The organism is Paenarthrobacter sp. Y-19 (assembly GCF_029223985.1).
Classification (GTDB): Bacteria; Actinomycetota; Actinomycetes; order Actinomycetales; family Micrococcaceae; genus Arthrobacter; species Arthrobacter nicotinovorans.
Map to the genome: position 1 here is coordinate 4,364,106 of NZ_CP119414.1, position 16,561 is coordinate 4,380,666.

General features: G+C 62.8%; 17 protein-coding genes. 8 read left to right on the top strand and 9 right to left on the bottom strand.

Annotation, left to right across the window (positions count from 1 at the left end):
• Positions 1-143: 143 nt before the first annotated feature.
• A complete protein-coding gene (locus PYR64_RS20575; RefSeq protein WP_345799339.1) occupies positions 144-1,064 on the top strand; it encodes an urease accessory protein UreD in 921 nt (306 codons plus the stop codon).
• Complete coding sequence (locus tag PYR64_RS20580) at positions 1,064-2,110, top strand: nickel transporter (RefSeq protein ID WP_275777361.1); 1,047 nt, start codon at positions 1,064-1,066, stop codon at positions 2,108-2,110. The genes PYR64_RS20575 and PYR64_RS20580 overlap by 1 nt, the downstream gene beginning before the upstream one ends.
• Here the strand turns inward: PYR64_RS20580 and PYR64_RS20585 are convergent.
• Positions 2,107-3,084, bottom strand: coding sequence for a serine hydrolase domain-containing protein (locus tag PYR64_RS20585; protein ID WP_275777363.1), 978 nt, complete (start codon positions 3,082-3,084; stop codon positions 2,107-2,109). The genes PYR64_RS20580 and PYR64_RS20585 overlap by 4 nt on opposite strands.
• A 151-nt stretch (positions 3,085-3,235) precedes the next feature.
• On the opposite strand from PYR64_RS20585, the gene PYR64_RS20590 reads away from it, so the two are divergent.
• From PYR64_RS20590 to PYR64_RS20600, 3 genes are all read left to right on the top strand, one after another.
• Positions 3,236-3,745 (top strand): sigma-70 family RNA polymerase sigma factor, encoded by a 510-nt coding sequence (locus PYR64_RS20590; RefSeq protein ID WP_018780215.1) that lies wholly within the window; start codon positions 3,236-3,238, stop codon positions 3,743-3,745.
• Positions 3,746-3,750: 5 nt separating this feature from the next.
• Positions 3,751-4,767: a hypothetical protein gene (locus PYR64_RS20595; RefSeq protein ID WP_275777365.1), complete on the top strand. Its 1,017-nt coding sequence runs from the start codon at positions 3,751-3,753 to the stop codon at positions 4,765-4,767.
• A gap of 135 nt (positions 4,768-4,902) precedes the next feature.
• Positions 4,903-5,514, top strand: coding sequence for a GNAT family N-acetyltransferase (locus PYR64_RS20600; RefSeq protein WP_275777367.1), 612 nt, complete (start codon positions 4,903-4,905; stop codon positions 5,512-5,514).
• Here PYR64_RS20600 and PYR64_RS20605 read toward each other — a convergent pair.
• Positions 5,511-8,237 (bottom strand): alpha-amylase family glycosyl hydrolase, encoded by a 2,727-nt coding sequence (locus PYR64_RS20605; protein WP_275780027.1) that lies wholly within the window; start codon positions 8,235-8,237, stop codon positions 5,511-5,513. The genes PYR64_RS20600 and PYR64_RS20605 overlap by 4 nt on opposite strands.
• 362 nt (positions 8,238-8,599) lie before the next feature.
• Here PYR64_RS20605 and PYR64_RS20610 point away from each other — a divergent pair, with 362 nt between their 5' ends.
• Both PYR64_RS20610 and PYR64_RS20615 read left to right on the top strand, forming a co-directional pair.
• A complete protein-coding gene (locus PYR64_RS20610) occupies positions 8,600-8,797 on the top strand; it encodes a hypothetical protein (protein WP_064723466.1) in 198 nt (65 codons plus the stop codon).
• Complete coding sequence (locus PYR64_RS20615; protein WP_275777370.1) at positions 8,794-9,024, top strand: hypothetical protein; 231 nt, start codon at positions 8,794-8,796, stop codon at positions 9,022-9,024. The genes PYR64_RS20610 and PYR64_RS20615 overlap by 4 nt, the downstream gene beginning before the upstream one ends.
• A gap of 72 nt (positions 9,025-9,096) precedes the next feature.
• Here PYR64_RS20615 and PYR64_RS20620 read toward each other — a convergent pair whose 3' ends face one another.
• Genes PYR64_RS20620 through PYR64_RS20640 form a run of 5 tightly spaced genes read right to left on the bottom strand, consistent with a single transcriptional unit; the run spans position 9,097 to position 13,893 of the window.
• On the bottom strand, positions 9,097-10,140 hold the full coding sequence (locus tag PYR64_RS20620; RefSeq protein WP_275777372.1) for a beta-propeller fold lactonase family protein: 1,044 nt from the start codon (positions 10,138-10,140) through the stop codon (positions 9,097-9,099).
• Position 10,141: 1 nt separating this feature from the next.
• Positions 10,142-10,972: an aldo/keto reductase gene (locus tag PYR64_RS20625; protein ID WP_018780208.1), complete on the bottom strand. Its 831-nt coding sequence runs from the start codon at positions 10,970-10,972 to the stop codon at positions 10,142-10,144.
• A 60-nt stretch (positions 10,973-11,032) separates the two neighbouring features.
• Positions 11,033-12,070, bottom strand: coding sequence for an NAD-dependent epimerase/dehydratase family protein (locus PYR64_RS20630; protein ID WP_275777374.1), 1,038 nt, complete (start codon positions 12,068-12,070; stop codon positions 11,033-11,035).
• A complete protein-coding gene (locus PYR64_RS20635) occupies positions 12,067-13,038 on the bottom strand; it encodes an aldo/keto reductase (RefSeq protein ID WP_039239253.1) in 972 nt (323 codons plus the stop codon). The genes PYR64_RS20630 and PYR64_RS20635 overlap by 4 nt, the downstream gene beginning before the upstream one ends.
• A gap of 33 nt (positions 13,039-13,071) precedes the next feature.
• Complete coding sequence (locus tag PYR64_RS20640; protein WP_018780205.1) at positions 13,072-13,893, bottom strand: aldo/keto reductase; 822 nt, start codon at positions 13,891-13,893, stop codon at positions 13,072-13,074.
• A 216-nt stretch (positions 13,894-14,109) separates the two neighbouring features.
• Here PYR64_RS20640 and PYR64_RS20645 point away from each other — a divergent pair, with 216 nt between their 5' ends.
• Positions 14,110-15,000: a helix-turn-helix transcriptional regulator gene (locus PYR64_RS20645; RefSeq protein WP_275777378.1), complete on the top strand. Its 891-nt coding sequence runs from the start codon at positions 14,110-14,112 to the stop codon at positions 14,998-15,000.
• Positions 15,001-15,047: 47 nt separating this feature from the next.
• Here PYR64_RS20645 and PYR64_RS20650 read toward each other — a convergent pair whose 3' ends face one another.
• Both PYR64_RS20650 and PYR64_RS20655 read right to left on the bottom strand, forming a co-directional pair.
• The gene (locus PYR64_RS20650) at positions 15,048-16,094 is read right to left on the bottom strand and encodes an IS30 family transposase (RefSeq protein ID WP_200888294.1); all 1,047 of its coding nucleotides are present in this window, start codon (positions 16,092-16,094) and stop codon (positions 15,048-15,050) included.
• 227 nt (positions 16,095-16,321) lie between these two features.
• A complete protein-coding gene (locus PYR64_RS20655; protein ID WP_011773002.1) occupies positions 16,322-16,531 on the bottom strand; it encodes a dodecin in 210 nt (69 codons plus the stop codon).
• Between the last annotated feature and the right edge of the window lie 30 nt (positions 16,532-16,561).

Here is a 16,561-nt window from a genome sequence, read left to right on the forward strand (position 1 = left end):
GCCCGCTCCGCGATGCCCGCCACGCCGCGACCCCCTTCATCCGCGTTCGCGGATCGCCCCACCCGCATTGTCGCGACAAAAGGCCAGTTCCTTATCCCCGGCTCCGCCGCCTCGGTGGTTACGACACCACGCGAGATACGCGTATGAACACGACGACGCAGGTCGATTTCGGCTCAGACGTTGTGGGGAACCTGGGGCCCGGCTCCACGTTGGCCTTGGGCGAAGGGCCCGTGCGGGGGCGGTTGGAGTTGGGCGTTAGTGTGCGGGGTGGGCGGTCCGTTGCTTCGCGGCAGTTTCATGAGGGCGCTTTGAGGGTGCTCAGGCCGCATTACTTGGATGGGTCCGGGCAGGTTTGCTACGTCATGGTCAATCCCGGCGGGGCGTATCTGGGGGCGGATGTGTTCGTCATTGACGTGGAGGTTGAGGCGGGGGCTGATCTGTTGTTGACCACGCAGTCGGCCGCCAAGGTGTACCGGACTCCGGGGTCGTTCGCTGAGCAGCGGATGAGTATCAAACTGGGGGAGGGCGCGCGGCTGGAGTTGGTGCCCGATCAGTTGATCGCCTATCGAGAGGCGAGCTATCGGCAGAATTCGCGCATCAGTCTCCACCCGGCGTCGTGCCTTGTCATGGCTGAGGTGGTCACGCCGGGGTGGTCCCCGGACGGGGCATCCTTCAAGTTCGAAGAAGTGAGACTGCGGAATGAGATTCACGTCCGAACGGGGGAGCACCAGGAACTGCTGGCCCTGGATAATCTCCTGATCCGGCCGCCCCTGGGGGATGTGACCGGGATGGGGTTCATGGAGGGTTTCAGCCACCTGGGATCGTTGGTGGTAGTGGATCCGCGGGTGAACCAGGAGCTTGCTGATGAACTGGCCCGAATTGCCAGGGATTTTGACGCGTATACCGGAGTTTCTTTGACCGCGACTATTGCCGGGACCACCGGGCTTGTGCTGCGATCGTTGTCGAACAGCACCGAGGAACTCAACACATTGCTGGGTGCTTGTACGGGCGTTCTGCGCGACCGTTGGTACGGACAGGCGCCCTTGAATCTGAGGAAGTACTGATGACTGCGCTGACCGAATTCGCCACCATGTACCGGGAGCGGGAAACGTTGTCCCTGCGGACCCGGCTGCTGTTCACTTTTGGTGCCGTGGCCGCTTTGCACGTTGCCGCCGTCGTGCTTTTGTTGTTTGGTTCCGCCGGTGGCGCCCAGCCGCTGGCGCTCGGGTTGGTGATTACCGCTTACGTGGCCGGCATCAAGCACAGCTACGACTGGGACCACATCGCCGCGATCGACAACTCCACCCGCAAATTCGTGGCGCAGCACAAGGACCCCGTGAGCGTGGGATTCGCGTTCAGCCTGGGGCACAGCTCCGTGGTGATCCTCGCGGGAGTGCTGGTAGTGGCCGGGGCGACGCTGATCGGCCAGTTCATGGAAGACGGCACCACGGGCAACAAGATCCTGGGCCTCATCGGCAGCGGTGTGTCCGGGTTGTTCCTGCTGACCATGGGACTGTTCAACGGCTCCGCGTTTGTTCGCGCCACGCAGGCATACCGGAAAGTCCAGGCCGGCGGGGACGTGCGTCCCGAAGACCTGGAAGCAAAAGGCCTGGTGGCCCGGCTGCTCGCCAAGCCCTTGTCGAAGGTGGAGCGGCCGCGGAACATTTACGTGATCGGCTTCCTGTTCGGCTTGGGTTTCGACACCGCCACCACCATCGGGCTGCTGGTCCTCACGACGACGGCGTCACTCGCCGGAGTCTCGCCGCTGGCCTTGATGGCCCTCCCGCTCGCGTTCACAGCAGCCATGACCCTTTGCGATTCCGCCAACGGCGTGGCCATGATGAAGATGTACAAAACCGCCATCCGTAACCCGCAGCGCAAGCTCGGTTTCAACGCTGTCATCACGGGCATTTCGGCCGTCTCGGCGCTGTTCATCTCCGTGATCACCCTCGGCGGTTTCGTCAATTCCGCGTTCGGGTTGGAGGACCCCCTGACAACCTGGCTCGGGGAGATCGACCTCGGCGACGCAGGCCTGATCCTGGTGGGCCTGTTCGTGCTGGTGTGGGCCGTGTCCGCCTGGCGTGGCCGGAGCGTCACGGCCGGGTCCTAGGAAACCGCTACCGCGTTGAAAAGCTCGGTGGTGTCCACGCCGAGATCCGGGGTGTCCAGTACGTTGGTCAGAAACACGACGCAGCGGTCCTGTTCGGGGAGCATCCACCACTCCGTCCCGGCCCACCCGGGATGGCCGTAGATTCCCTGTGCCAGCAGCTCAGACTCGTTGGCGGGCAGCTGGAATCCCAGCCCGGTGTGGCGGAGGGGCTCGGGCCGGGTGGTGATGTGGGAAACCTCAGTGGTCCGCGGACGGCGCATCGCAGCCAGCGTGGCGGGGCGAACGGCCTTCCCGGTCTGCCCCAGAAGCTCGGAACCCAGGTTGAGCAGGTCCGCTGCCGTACCGAACAGCCCCGCACCCGGATGCCTCTTCCGATACATGGCATCCACGTTCAAACCCGCAGCCTCGGTGCCGTGGATTCTGTGCGGGTTGCAGTCGGTGCCGAACGTCAGGCCGCCGGCACCTGTGTCACCGGCCAGGGACAGGAGTTGCTCCTCGAACGGGCGCCCGTCAGCCCACTCGGCCATCGCTGCAGCACCTTCGAAAGCGATATTGCAATACTGGACAAGGGAACCCGCATAGAAGGCCTGTTCGGCGGAGGTGAGGTCCTCGCGGAGGGGAGCGCCGCCGTCGAGCGCCGGATCAGCAATCCCGGAGCGGTGGCTGAGAAGGTGCTCCAGCGTCACCGTGTCCGTGCGGCTTGCGCCGAAGTCCGGGAGGACGTCACCCAGCGTGTTGCCCAGTGACAACTTCCCAAGCTCAACCTGCCGCATGACGGTCAGGGCAGTGACCGGCTTTGTCACCGAGAACAGCGCAAAGTGGTCCTCGGCTGTTGCCTGCCTGCCGCCGTCGGTCCCGAACGCCACAATGTCCTCGATGCCCTGGCTGGAGGCGATCCCCAGCACGGCAACGGGCACGCGCCCGAGCTCAACCTGTTTGCGGGCCCATTCTGCCGCGGGTCCTGTCTGCACCATTGCTGTGCCACGCTTTCGCTCGGGATTCGGTGTCTTGAATCTATCGTGATGGCGTTGAGAAGAAAGCTACCGCCACGTGTAACCCCGGCGGCCTGGCCGGAAACTATACAAGTATCCTGCAGTTCAGGGCTCTACTTTTCAGGGGGAAATCGTGCTTTCCGAGCGCGAATTGGCGTTCATCGCCATTCACAAAGACAGCTATCCATCCGTCTTCAGGTTCGTGCGCCGACGCGTCGAATCGGCGGAGATGGCTGAAGAGATCGCCGCCGACGTTTTCCGGGTCGTATGGCAAAAATGGTCGGATGATGCCCGGCCGGAACTCGGATACTTGCTCGCCATAGCGCGCAACCTTGTGGGTAATGCCTACCGCAGCCGCGACCGGCAGCAGGCTCTGCAGGAAAAGCTGCGCACGACGGCGGTGGAGCGTTTCGGGGATGACTCCGGGAACGTAGCGGTACAGGATGCGATGGACCGCTTGCGGGTGCAGGACCGCGAAATTCTGCAGCTGGCCTACTGGGACGGGCTGGGTACCACTGACATCGCCGGAGTGCTGCAGTGCAGTGAATCAGCAGCCAAGGTCCGTCTGCACCGGGCCCGGACCGCGTTCCGGAAACAGCTGCCCTCCGGCGCCGAAACGACTACACAAAAGATGGGGGTCTGAAGACAATGGATCCGATCAAGAACCAGATATCAGCGATTGACCCGCTTGCGGACGAGCGCACCGAGGTCAACTCTGAAGAAGCTTTGGCGCGCATGCTCACAGGCCCTCGGGTTTTCAGCGACAGCAACCCGACAGCCGGAGTGGTGTCCCTTGAAGACCGCAAGCGCCGAAAGGCCCGGATCGCGGGCGGGTTGTTGCTTGGTGCTGCGGCTGTCACCGCGGGTGTCCTGGTTGCGGCCAACTTTGGCCCGCTCACAGTGGCTCCCGCGCCGGCAGTGACCGTCAGCCCGACTGAGCCGGCACCTACGCCGAGTGCTTCCGTTACCCCCACCCCTACTCCCACAGCCACACCCACGCCCTCGGCCACCCCGGAGGCGACTGTTCCGGTCACCACTCCGCCGGCGGCTCCGACTGTTCCGGCGGTTGCACCGACAACGGCTCCAACGCAGCCGCCTGCTCCCGTGGCCACAGCGCAGACGTTCACTTTCCCGGATGGACACGTTTCCTTCACCTACCCCGTGGGCTGGACCGTTCGCCCGGAACAAGGTCCTTCCGACGGAGTCACCGTTTTGGACAACACCGGCGCCGAGGTCGCTTTCATGAGCAGCGGTTTCTACGGCGACGGTACTGCCGGACTGGTGGACCGCACAGTTCTGGACCGTGCCGTGGTTCCCGGGGTAACGGATACAGCAGGAAACCAGGTGGAATTCGGTTTTTCCTTGAACTACTTCATGAACTTCGACTACAACTCCGGTAACGGTGGAATGCCCACGGCTACTGGGCGTTCCGACACTCCCCCGGCGTACGTCATGGACATCCGGCTGTCCTCTGAGCTTCAATCCGGGCAGGCTTCTTCCGGCACAAACCAGATCAAGATGCCCAACGGGTTCATGATGGCCTACGTGAAGTTTGACATCAACAAACGGCCCACCTTTGCCACCCCGGAAGCGGCCAAGGCCTGGATGAACACAACGCAGTACGCCCAGTTGAAGTCGATGCTTCTGAGCGTGAGCTACAAATAGCCCCATCCGGGGGATAGCAAACGTCGCTCTGGCAGCCCGGAGCGACGTTTGCCGTCCCCCGTGGGGACCTTGACTGGCGCTGCCGTAATCTCAGGTACTTTGGCAGAAGGCCTTTATTCGCTAGGAGCATTTCTCATGACAGATATGGTTCGCCAGGCAACCGGCGCAGACCTCGGGGTTGCTGCCCGAGTACTTGGCCTTGCCTTTGAGACTTACCCTTGGACGAGATGGTCGGTTCCTGACGTTGATTATGAACAGAGACTCGAACGGCTGCAGTACCTCTACCTGGGACATGCGCTTACCCATGGATTGGTCCTGGTGGATGAACAACTGCACTCCGTCGCTGCATTCCTTCCCCCTGATGCGCCCGAGCCTGGTCCCGATATGCAGATCGAAGTTCTGGAACTGCTGGGTTCTCGAGCGACCGCGTTGATTGATCTGAGCTTGCCCCAGCCAAAGGGGCCGGCGTGGACCTTGGCCACCGTGGGCGTAGACCCGGCACATCAAGGCAAAGGGCTGGGTACGGCCGTGGCCTCGGAGGGTCTCACGCGAATAGATCGAGAGGCAGGTGCCGTGGTGCTTGAAACCTCGGACGAGCGTAACGTGCGCCTTTACGGACGCCTTGGTTTCCTTGTCACGGACACCACTGTGATTCCGGGTGGGCCCACTGTCCATTCAATGCGCCGGGCACCCCGCCCGGCAGTTGGCAGCCCGGAGCGACGTTTGCTGTCCCCTCCTTTGGGTTAGCGGACGGTGACCAGATGTCCGGCGGGGTCGTACCGGAAGGTGACCGGGCCGCCGTCGTGCTTCAAGGCGATATTGCTGCCGTTCGGGGCGCCGCCGAGACCGTAGTTCTCAGCCCAGGAGCCATTGATGGCGGCCTTGAACTCGTAACTGCCGGCGGCCAGGTTGGGCACTGACAGCTTCCAGATCCCATCCGACGGGTCCAGCTGCAGCTGCGCCTGGGCGCAGTCCGGCATCCAGTCGCCCGAGCAGCCAAGCTCGGAATTCAGGCTGCCGGGTACCGAAACGGCCGCCGGCTGCGGGCCCGCGGAGACCGCGCTGATCACGTTGGTGGAGTGGTCGTAAAGGAACGTGACGGCGCCGCCGGGGTGCGTGAACACGACGTTGGGGCCATTCAACTCGCCACGCGCGCCGTAGTTTTCGTCCCACGTGCCGTTGAGTGCGGCCTTGAATTCATACGTGCCCGCGGGCAGGTTGGGGACATTCAGCTGCCACAGTCGGTGCGTCGGCTCGTAGCTCATGAGCCCCTGCCCGCAGGACGGCTGCCAGTCTTCGGTGCAACCCAGTTCGGTGTTGAGGCTGCCGGCCACAGTGACGGTCTCGGGCTGCGTCGGTTCTCCCACCACACCGCTGCGGGGCTCACTGGCGGACGTCTGCCCGCGGTTGTCCAGCACCACAGCGCGGTACTCCACGGACGTGCCGGACTCCAGCGACGAGACGTCGTGGAACACCTGATACGGCGCGTTGTCGTCCGTGCCGATCGACGCCCAGTCGCCACCTGCAGTACGCGCCTGGAAGGTGACCTCATAGAACGAGTTACCGTCGACGTCGGCCGTCACCTTCTGGCGGGTGGCGTCCCCAGCCGCCGTGACCGGCTTCTTGAGTACGACGGCGGGTGCGGCCTTCGATTTGGCGAGTCGCCCCGCTGCTTCATAAACCACTGCGGAAAGCGGCGGGACGGTGACAGCCAGCTTCGCATCCTGACCGGACTTGGCGTTCTTGGCGGCCTCACCGTAAACCAGCTTGAACGGCTGTTTCGCTTCGTACGTTGGGATCGCCGCGGTCTGTGCGGTCTCGCTGTTGTTCACAGCCACGATGTATTCACGCTGTTCCTTGGCGTCGATGCGTGAGAAGGCGTAGATCCCGGCCCCATCAGCGGCGTAGCGGTCTTGCTGGGCACCGGTACGGAGCGTGGGGTGGTCCGCTGCGAGGGCCGCGAGCTCGCTGATCTTTTTGTACAGCGGGTGCCCGGTGTTGAAGTTGTCCGTGGCATGCGTGGCGTTGGTTCCCAAAAGGTCATCATCCAAATACTCCTGGACCTTGCTGGCGAACATGGTCTGCCTCGAGTCCTGGTCCCCGCCGGCGCCGGTGAAGCCCTGCTCATCGCCGTAATAGATCACCGGGTTGCCGCGCGAGAAGTACATCAGCTCATGGGCCAGCTCGTCGCGCTCCAACAGTTCCGCGTCGGATGCTCCCGGGTTGTCCTGGGCGATAAAGGTGCCGATGCGGCCCATGTCATGGTTACCCAGGAATGTGGGCAGTTGGTAGACGTTGGAATCGGCATCCGTGTACCAGTCATCACCGTTGAAGAAGTCTGCCAGGCCGGTGGCCTTGCTGCCTTGTGATGCGAAGCTGCGGGCTGCACCTTGGAAGCCGAAGTCCAGGACGGCTTGCATCTTGTTCTTGGTGGTGAACTTGGACGTGACGGTCTTGGAGGTATCGAAGACCTCCCCGAACATGAAGAACTCGTCCTTGCCCTGCTCCTTGGCATAGCTGAGCACTTGTGGGCCGAACTGCTGCCAAAACTCGTCATTGACGTGTTTCATGGTGTCAATGCGGAAGCCGTCCACTCCGAAGTCCCTGATCCACGTTTTGTAGACGTCCATCATCCCGTTGACCACCTTGGGGTTCTCGGTGAAAAGGTCATCCAGCCCGAAGAAGTCGCCGTACAGGGAGTCTTCGCCGGCAAAGTTGGTGTTGCCGCGGTTGTGGTAGAGCGTGGGGTCGTTCAGCCAGGAAGGAACCTTGACGTCCTTCTCAGCCGCGGGGACTACGGGCGTATAGGGGAACGACGTTGCCGCGTCCAGGGCAGGGAAGTCCTGCGTCCCGGCGTAATCGCGGTCATCGAAGACCTCGCCCGTGGCGGCGCGGTAGGGCTCGGTTTCCTTGGAAATGTAGGGAGCTGAGGACGTCTCCTGGTACTGGATCACATCGGCCGTGTGGTTGGTGATGATGTCGAAGTACACCTTCATGCCGCGGGCGTGGGCGGCGTCTATGAGCGTCTTGAGCTCGGCGTTGGTGCCCAGGTGGGGGTCGATCTGGGTGAAGTCGGTGACCCAATACCCGTGATACCCGGCGGAGCTGTTCGCCGGCGTTCCGTCACCTTGTACGGCCTTGTTCTTGAAACTGGGAGTGAGCCAGAGGGCGTTGGTGCCCAAGCCCTGGATGTAGTCCAGCTGGTCCTGCAGGCCCTTCAGATCGCCCCCGTTGTAGAAGCCTTTGCGGGTGGGATCGAAGCCGGACACCATGGGATCGGAACCCAGGCCCCCGTCGTCATTGCCGGCGGTTCCGTTCTTGAAGCGGTCGGCCATGACGAAGTAGAAGTTCTGGTTGCTGACACCGCCCCGGATGGAGTGTTGGGCCGTGGGGTCAGGGTTCTTCGCGGAGACGCCGGGCGCGGCGCCTGCCGGGAGTACCGCAGATGCGGTGAGGACGGCCGTCGTCATGAGGACGACAGCCGCCCTTCTCTTGAAGGACGTGTTGTTGGGGGATCCGGAGCTGCGGAGTGACAAGTGAAGCCTTCCTCTAGCGACAGTGCTGTGGGACAAGTCACAACTGTAAGCGCTTGCGTGATGTTAATCCAGAGTAAGCGGCCGTTGACTCGTCGGATTAGGCTCCTGATTCCAGAAAAGCTGGAAGCGTTTGCAGAATTGCCGGTCTGAATCGATGTTTCAGGCTGCTGTGCCTTTGCCCATCCATAACTCAGAATGTTGTGCGGCCGTCCATAACAAAGCGTCACTCGCTTGCATAGGGTTGAAGAGATCTGCTTCACAAAGTACCGCGAACTACCCAAGGATGAGTTTCAACGATGAAGAGCATCGCCCTCTTGCGCGAACGAGCCACCCGCGTCATGCCCACCGGTTCCCACTGCCCGGCATCGGGACTGTGGAGCCCGGACTGCGAGCCGGATGTCGTCCAGGTTTTTGCTGAAGGCCATGTGCTGCCGGCCCACAACGGCGTGGCCACGGTATGGCGGCGGCAGGCCGCCGCTGAAGTTTCGGCATGACCAGCTCCATCCTGAACAGGCCGGCCGGCTACCGCCACGTGCCTGCGGCCGAATGGGTCGAGCTCAGCGCCGGCGATCCCGTGTGGATATACGACGTCGCTTGGGGTGCCGGCACGGGCCGCGTGGACGACGTGTCCAAACACCAGGAATTGCTCTGGGTAGTCCTCGAACCGACCGGGCGCAAACTCATTTGCGGCACGGACGACGTCGAGGTCTGGTCAGCCTGAAGACCCGCCGGGATGGCGCTTGATACCAATGTCTGAGCGGATCATAGGTACCAAGTGCTGTCCCGGTGTCAATTAGCCCGCGACGAGCAACATGCTGGGTGAACCAATCTCCGCACGCCCCACAGGGCCGTCCGGCAGCCCGGTTTCCGGGTCAAGCCTGAAACTGACGACGTCGTCCGAACCTTCGTTCGCTACATACAGCCAGCCTTCGCGAACCAGATGATGGCGGGGCCACTCGCCGCCGCACGGTACCTCTCCGCGCGGCTGAACCCCGGTGCCTTCGCCCGAGACCTCCAGGACGCAGATGCGGTTGGTACCCCGCACGCCCACATAGGCGAAGCGTCCATCCGGGGAGAGGGCGATCTCTGCACCGGCATCGCCGTCCTTGGCTCCCGTGGCGCTTGCCGGGGCCACGGATGCGAGCTCGTAAGTGCCGTCCGGTTCCATCCGGACCGCTGCCACCTCCACCGAATACTCCGTGTCGACAAAGACCGTCCCGCTCAGGTGGCGGGCCATGTGCCGGGGACCCGAACCCATAGGCAGGACCACCTGGTGGTCGGGCTGCAGGCCTTCACCCGGCACGTACCTCCACACACGGACCAAGTCATGCCCCAAATCCGTGGTCATTACCCGGCCGTCAGGAAGCATCAAGCTCGAATGCGCGCGGCTTGGCCGCTCACCTCCGGGGGCTGCAGCCGAGTGGGGGTCGACGGCGGCCGCCGCGCTCTTGCGCGAGGTGATGGCGCCGTCGTCGTCCAGTTGGTAGAGGATGACCTGACCGTCGCCCCAACAGGTGGCCACGATGAAGCGGCCCTGCGGATCCGCAGCGACGTGGCACGTGGCATCGCCCGCGGGCCAAGGATCGCCGAAAGCCTCCAACGCAGTGTCGCCACTCCGGCGATAAGCCCGTACCGTCTTGCCTTCCTCCGCTACGGCGTAAACCACGGGAAGCGTCGGGTGCAGCGCCAGGAAGGACGGCGAATTGGCTTCGACGGCCAAGCCAATGGCCGTCAGCCCACCGTCACTGTCCGCCGAGAGCGCCGTGATGCCCTTGCCGTGGCCGTTCCTGTCGGCCGTGTAGGAGCCAACCCAGAGCAATGATTCGTGCGTTGTCATCTCAATGCCCCTGCACGTCCGAGTCGACGCCGGCGTCTGGTCCGCCGTCGAGAGTCTGAAGCGTGGTGAGGTCGTCCTGGTCCAGCTCGAAGTCGAAAACGTCCAGGTTCTCTTTCATGCGCTGGGGGTTGGCGGTTTTGGGTATGGCAACCAAGCCCTGCTGGACGTGCCAGCGGAGCACAACCTGTCCCGGCGTCTTTCCATACTTTTCACCAACCGTCGCCAGGACCGGGGCATTCAAAAGGTCGCTGCTGGCACCCAGCGGGCTGTAGGACTCTGTGACGATTCCGTTGCGTTCGTTGAAGGCCCGGGCAGCCGACCTCGGGACGGAAGGACTCAGCTGGATCTGGTTCACGGCCGGAACCACGTCCGTTTCCCGGAACAGGCGGTCGAGGTGCGCCGGCTTGAAGTTGGAAACTCCGATGGAGCGCGCTTTCCCTGACGCTTGAAGTTCCTCAAAGGTTCTCCAGGTTGAGACGAACTCGTCGCGCCGGGGGAGCGGCCAGTGAATCAGCAGCAGGTCCACGTAGTCCAATCCCAGACGTTCCAGCGAACCCTCCAAGCCGGCAACAGCCCTCCCGGAACCCTGGTACTCGCCGTCGAGCTTGGTGGTGATGAACAGTTCCCCACGATCCACCCCGGATGTGCGGATACCGTTGCCCACGCCCTTCTCGTTCCCGTACTTCACCGCGGTATCGATGTGCCGGTACCCGTGGCTCACCGCCTCCACCACGGCATCGGCAACCTGGGCGTCATTCAAAGGCCAAGTGCCGAGGCCCAGTTGCGGGATCTTGTGGCCGTCGTTGAGTTCGATAAGCGGTGCACGTGTCATGGGCTGGGTCTCCTCCGGGTTTCTTCGTTTCTACGCTGGCCGCTTGCTGCTTGGCAACAGCTACCGACGCGACCAGTCATGGAGTTTGTCGCTCAGCTCCATGTAGTCCTCACTCACCACCTGCAGTTCCGGGTGGGCATCATGCCACGCCACGATCTCCCGGGCTCCGTCCGCAAACGGGATGGTTGCCCGGTAATCGGGAACGAGCGCCTTGATCTTGGAATTGTCGAACACCACCGAGTGCGAACGGTCGCCCAGCAAGTTGGGACCGAGCTCCGCACTGTGAGCTGCAATGGTCTCCGAGGAAACGTGGAACAACTCCGGCTCCTCAACCCCTGCAGCACGCGCGAACAAGCGGTAAATCTGGTTCCACGGCAGGAACTCATCCGAGGTGATCGTGTAGCTTTCGCCAACGGCCTGCGGCCTGCCCAGGAGACCAACGAAGGCCTTGGCAAAGTCCCGGCTGTGGGTCAATGTCCAGAGCGAGGTCCCGTCTCCGTGCACCATGATCGGCATCCCGGCACGCATGCGATGGATGTCAGTCCAGCCGCCCACCATGGCAATCTTCGTTCGGTCATAGGTGTGGGATGGGCGAACCACCGTCAAAGGGAAGTCCTGATCGCGGTACGCCTCGAACAGCAGCTCTTCACAGGCAATCTTGTCCTGCGAGTACTTCCAGAAAGGATTCTTCAACGGAGTGGATTCCCGGATGGGCAGCGTGGTTGGCGGCTTTTGGTACGCCGACGCCGAACTGATGAAGACGTACTGACCCGTCCTGCCACGGAACATCTCCAAGCCGGCCCGCGCCTGATCCGGTGTGAAGGAAATAAAGTCCGCAACGGCGTCGAACTCCCTTCCCTGAAGTACCTCACGCACAGCCTGCGGATCGCGGACGTCCGCGTGCAGCACCTCCGCCCCATCGGGGACCGGCCGACCGGCCGACCGTCCCCGGTTAAGGATGGTCAGCCGGTGGTTCAGCGCGACGGCGCGTTCAGCCGCCGACGCACTAATGACCCCGGTCCCGCCGATGAACAGGATGTTCTTCGGCGAGACCGTGTCCGCCGCCGCTCCGAGGCTGTCCGGAAGGAGGCTGCTCACCAGGCGTAGTCTTCGGGGGCGGGGCGGTGGCCCGGGAAGATGTCATCGAGGCGCTTGAGGGCGTCCTCGTTCAGGGAGACATCCAGCGCGCGGATGGCTGCGTCCAATTGCTCCTGCGTACGCGGCCCAACAATCGGTGCAGTCACGGCAGGCTGGTGGAGGAGCCATGCCAGCGCGACGTCTCCGGGTGCATGGCCGAGTTCGTCAGCGAAATCCTCGTACTGGCGGATCTGGTCCTCGTGCTTCTTCAGGGTCTCAAGTGCCCGGCCCTCAGTGCGGCGGACGCCTTGCTCTTCCTTCTTCAGCACGCCACCCAGCAGCCCTCCTTGCAACGGCGACCACGGGATCAGGCCCAAGCCATACTGCTGCGCGGCCGGGATGACCTCAAGCTCCAATTCGCGCTTGAAAAGGTTGTAGATGGACTGCTCGCTCACCAAGCCGGTGTAGTTCCGGCGGCGCGCTGCTTCCTGCGCCTGGGCGATGTGCCAGCCGGCAAAGTTGCTGCTGCCCGAGTAGAGGATCTTGCCCTGCTGGACTGCAACCTCAATCGCCTGCCAGATCTCATCCCACGGCGTATCCCGGTCGATGTGGTGGAACTGGTAAATGTCGATGTAGTCCGTTTGCAGCCGCTTAAGGCTCGCATCAAGTGCGCGCCGTATGTTCAGCGCGGACAACTTGGACTCGTTGGGGCGGTCCGTCATGGTGCCGTATAGCTTGGTGGCCAGCACGGTCCTTTCGCGGCGCTCGCCGCCCTTGGCGAACCAGCGGCCGATGATTTCTTCGGTCCAGCCCCGGTGCTCCACGCCACCGTAAACATTGGCGGTGTCGAAGAAGTTGATGCCGGAGTCCAACGCGGAGTCCATGATGGAATGCGCTGTTTCCTCGTCCGTCTGCGGGCCGAAGTTCATGGTTCCAAGGCAGAGGCGTGAAACTTTCAGGCCGGAACGGCCCAGGTGGGTGTACTGCATGTCTGTTGGGTCCTTTGTGCTTGGCTTGCGGTCTTAGAGCTGGGTGAAAGCGGCGACGGCGGGATCGGAACCGATCCGCGCGCCTGCTTCAAGAGCGGTGATGGCGGCGAGTTCGGATTCGGTGAGGCTCAAATCCGCCGCACCGAAGTTCTCCCGCATACGGGACGAGTCCGCGGACTTTGGGATCACGATGGTTCCCTGCGCGAGGTGCCAGGCGAGGATCACCTGTGCAGGGGTAGTGCCGTGTGCTGCCGCGACAAGGGCCACTTGCTCGGCGTTCAGGTCTTTTCCCTGTCCCAACGGGCTGTATGCCTCAACGGCAATGCCAAGGTCACGGCACTTGTTGGCCAGTTCTGCCTGCTGGAACGTGGGGTGGAGTTCGATCTGGTTCACGGCGGGCACTACCTCGGCTTCCCGGAGCAGCGTGTCCACGTGATCGGCCAGGAAGTTGGAAATGCCGATGGCCCGGATCTGCTTGTCCTGGTACAGCTTCTCCATTTCCTTCCAGGCCTTCGTGAAGAGGCCCTGTGACGGGACCGGCCAGTGGATCAGGTAGAGGTCAACGACTTCCAGGCCCAAGGCGTCCCTGCTTCGCTGGAAGGCGTCATAGGCTTCGCCTTGTTCGCCGTTGCGGAGCTTGGTGGTGATGAAGAGTTCTTCGCGGGGAATGCCCGAGGCTTTGATTGCGGCGCCGACTCCTGCCTCGTTCCGGTAGGCGGCAGCGGTATCGATGTGGCGGTAGCCGGTTTCCAGGGCATCTTCCACCACCTTCTGCGTTTCGTCGGCAGGCACTTGGAAAACACCAAAACCCAGCTGGGGGATGGTGACGCCGTTGTTCAGTGTCAGCTCTGGCATGACGGTCTCCTTCGACGGGATGGTTATGGCCGTGGCGCTCCGGTTTCTGGCTAAGGCCGTAAGTCGGTTCCAGAAAGCGTTTTCGGAGGCTCAGTACTGAGCCTATGCAGTTTTGGCGGCAGAGTCAGCAATACAGCCTGATCCTGTTTTTCCTAGGTCTGGTAGTCCTACCCATAACGGTGGCCTTTCACACGCCCCGGACGGCAGAATGGACCAATGGGTCAAAGCGCCGAGTTCGGTAAGTTCCTCAAAATCATGCGTGCCCGTCTCCAGCCGGAGGACGCCGGCGCGCAGGAATCCAGCGGTTCCCGCAGGGTGCCCGGGCTTCGCCGCGAAGAGGTGGCGCGGCTCTCCGGAGTGAGCACGGACTATTACACCCGCCTGGAACAGGGCCGCAATATCCACCCGTCCAGGGCGGTCCTCGACGCAGTTGCCCGTGCGTTGCGGCTGGATGCGGGGGAGCAGGCACACATGATGGATCTGCTGGAGCATTGCGCCAGCTCCGCAGGCAGCCCCGGCCCCGTGCAAAAGGTACGTCCGGCTCTCCAACAGTTGCTCGATGCAGTGGGTGACGTCCCGGCCATGGTCCTTGGCAGGCGTGCAGATGTCCTGGCATGCAACCGGATGGCACACCTTTTGTTCACGGATTTCAGCCTGCTGCCGGCCGCCGAGCGCAACCTCACCCGTTGGCTCATCCTGGACCCTGCGGCCGGTTCTTTGTTCCGCGACTGGAAGACCGTTGCCGCTGAAGCCGTCGGTGCCTTGCGCATGGACGTGGGCCGGCACCCGAATGACCCCGAAACAAACCAGCTCGTGGGCGAACTGGCCGTCCACAGCGAACACTTCCGTCAGTGGTGGGCCGGGCACAGGGTCGCCAGCCGCGCCGCAGGCACCGTCAGGTTGCACCACCCTGTGGTGGGGGACCTGGAACTGAACTTTGAGACGCTGAGTCTCCCGGACGACCCCGACCAGCTGCTGAGGATCTATTCCGCCAAAGCCGGGTCGCCGTCGTCGGACGCTTTGACGCTGCTGAACTTTGGAGACGTGGGCACCCATGCCGAGGCCGCCGTGCCCGAACCCGCCCCTGCCCGCCGGGATGACAGTTGATGCCAATGTTTTCCGGCAAAGTCAATTGGTGGGAGCAACGCTGGGGGTTAGGCCGCTTGTAGCAGCTGGTTTAGCCGGTTGGCTGGGGTCTCGAGGTTCAGTGTTGGTCTGGGGCGGCGGTTGAGTTTCGCTGCGACCAGGCGGATGTCCTCGGGGGTGTGCACTGAAAGGTCAGTGCCTTTCTCGAACCAGAACCGCAGGAGCCGGTTGGTGTTTTCGTTGGTGCCGCGCTGCCAGGGCGAGTGCGGGTCGCAGAAGTACATCGTCGTATCGAGAGCGGTCTGGATTTTTGCGTAGTCGGCCAGTTCGGTGCCGCGGTCCCAGGTGATCGACCGGCGCAGGTGATCCGGGAGGGAGGCCATCTCCCGGATCATCGCGGCGGCAACGGTTTCCGCGGTGTGGTCCCCTGGCAGGTGCAGCAGGATCGTGAACCGGGTTGAGCGTTCCACCAAGGTTCCGATCGCTGTCCCGTTGGCGCCGATGATGAGGTCACCTTCCCAATGCCCGGGCACTGCCCGGTCCTGGACCTCGGCGGGACGTTGGCTGATCTTGAAGGCCTCTTTATAGGGGCTGTTGGCGCGCCGGTCAGTGCCGTGGGGGATGCGTTGTTTGCGTTTCAGGCTGAGCTTTTCGGCCAGGTCCGCCCGCAGGTTCCCGCGGGTTTGGACGTAAAGGGCCTGGTAGATCGTCTCGTGGCTCACCTGCATAGTCTGATCGTCACCGAAGTAATACGCCAACATCGAGGAGATCAGCTTCGGACTCCACCCGTCATCCATCCAGACGCCGATCAGCCGGCACAAACCCTCGTCCTTGGCCAGCCTGAAGGGTTTGGGACGGCGCCTGTCCTGATGCGCTTTGGCGTGAGCGACCGAGGCGTAGTACTTCCCGTCCGCGCTCGTGTGGCGTTTGACCTCCCGCCAAACTACGGACTTATCCCGCCCGATCAATGCGCCGATCTTCGCGTAACTGAGGCCCATCCGCACACCCATCTGGATCATGCCTCGCTCTTCCAGACCCAACGCACGGCCAGGGCCCCCGACTGAAGGAGCAGGATCGGCAAGACCTCCGGTAGCACCCCGGTTCACGGTCATCATTAGGCCAGACTGAACCCACCAATTGTGCCCGGTAGCGTGCACCGCCCCGACACGCCGGGCAGCAGTACGAACAGGCATCCCCGCACACACCAAATCAAGAAACTCAGTACGCGCAGCCTTGGGGAACAACTTGACCATAAAACGCTCCATCAATCAGAGCGTTGCAACGACCCTATGACTTTGCCTCCAAAACATTGGCATCAACTGTCAGCTCGCGGTGAGGTCGGTCAGCGCTCCAGGCGGAAACCGAGCTTAATAGTGACCTGCCAGTCGGCAACCGCGCCGTCCTCGAGGTGACCGCGGATTTCCTTGACCTCAAACCAATCGAGGTTCCGCAACGTTTGGGACGCTGTCGCGATGCCGTTCTTGATGGCGTCGTCCACGCCCTCGGTGGAAGTTCCTACAATTTCGGAAACGCTATACGTGTGGCCAGCCATGGTGCTCCTCATCAACGTCATACGAATCAT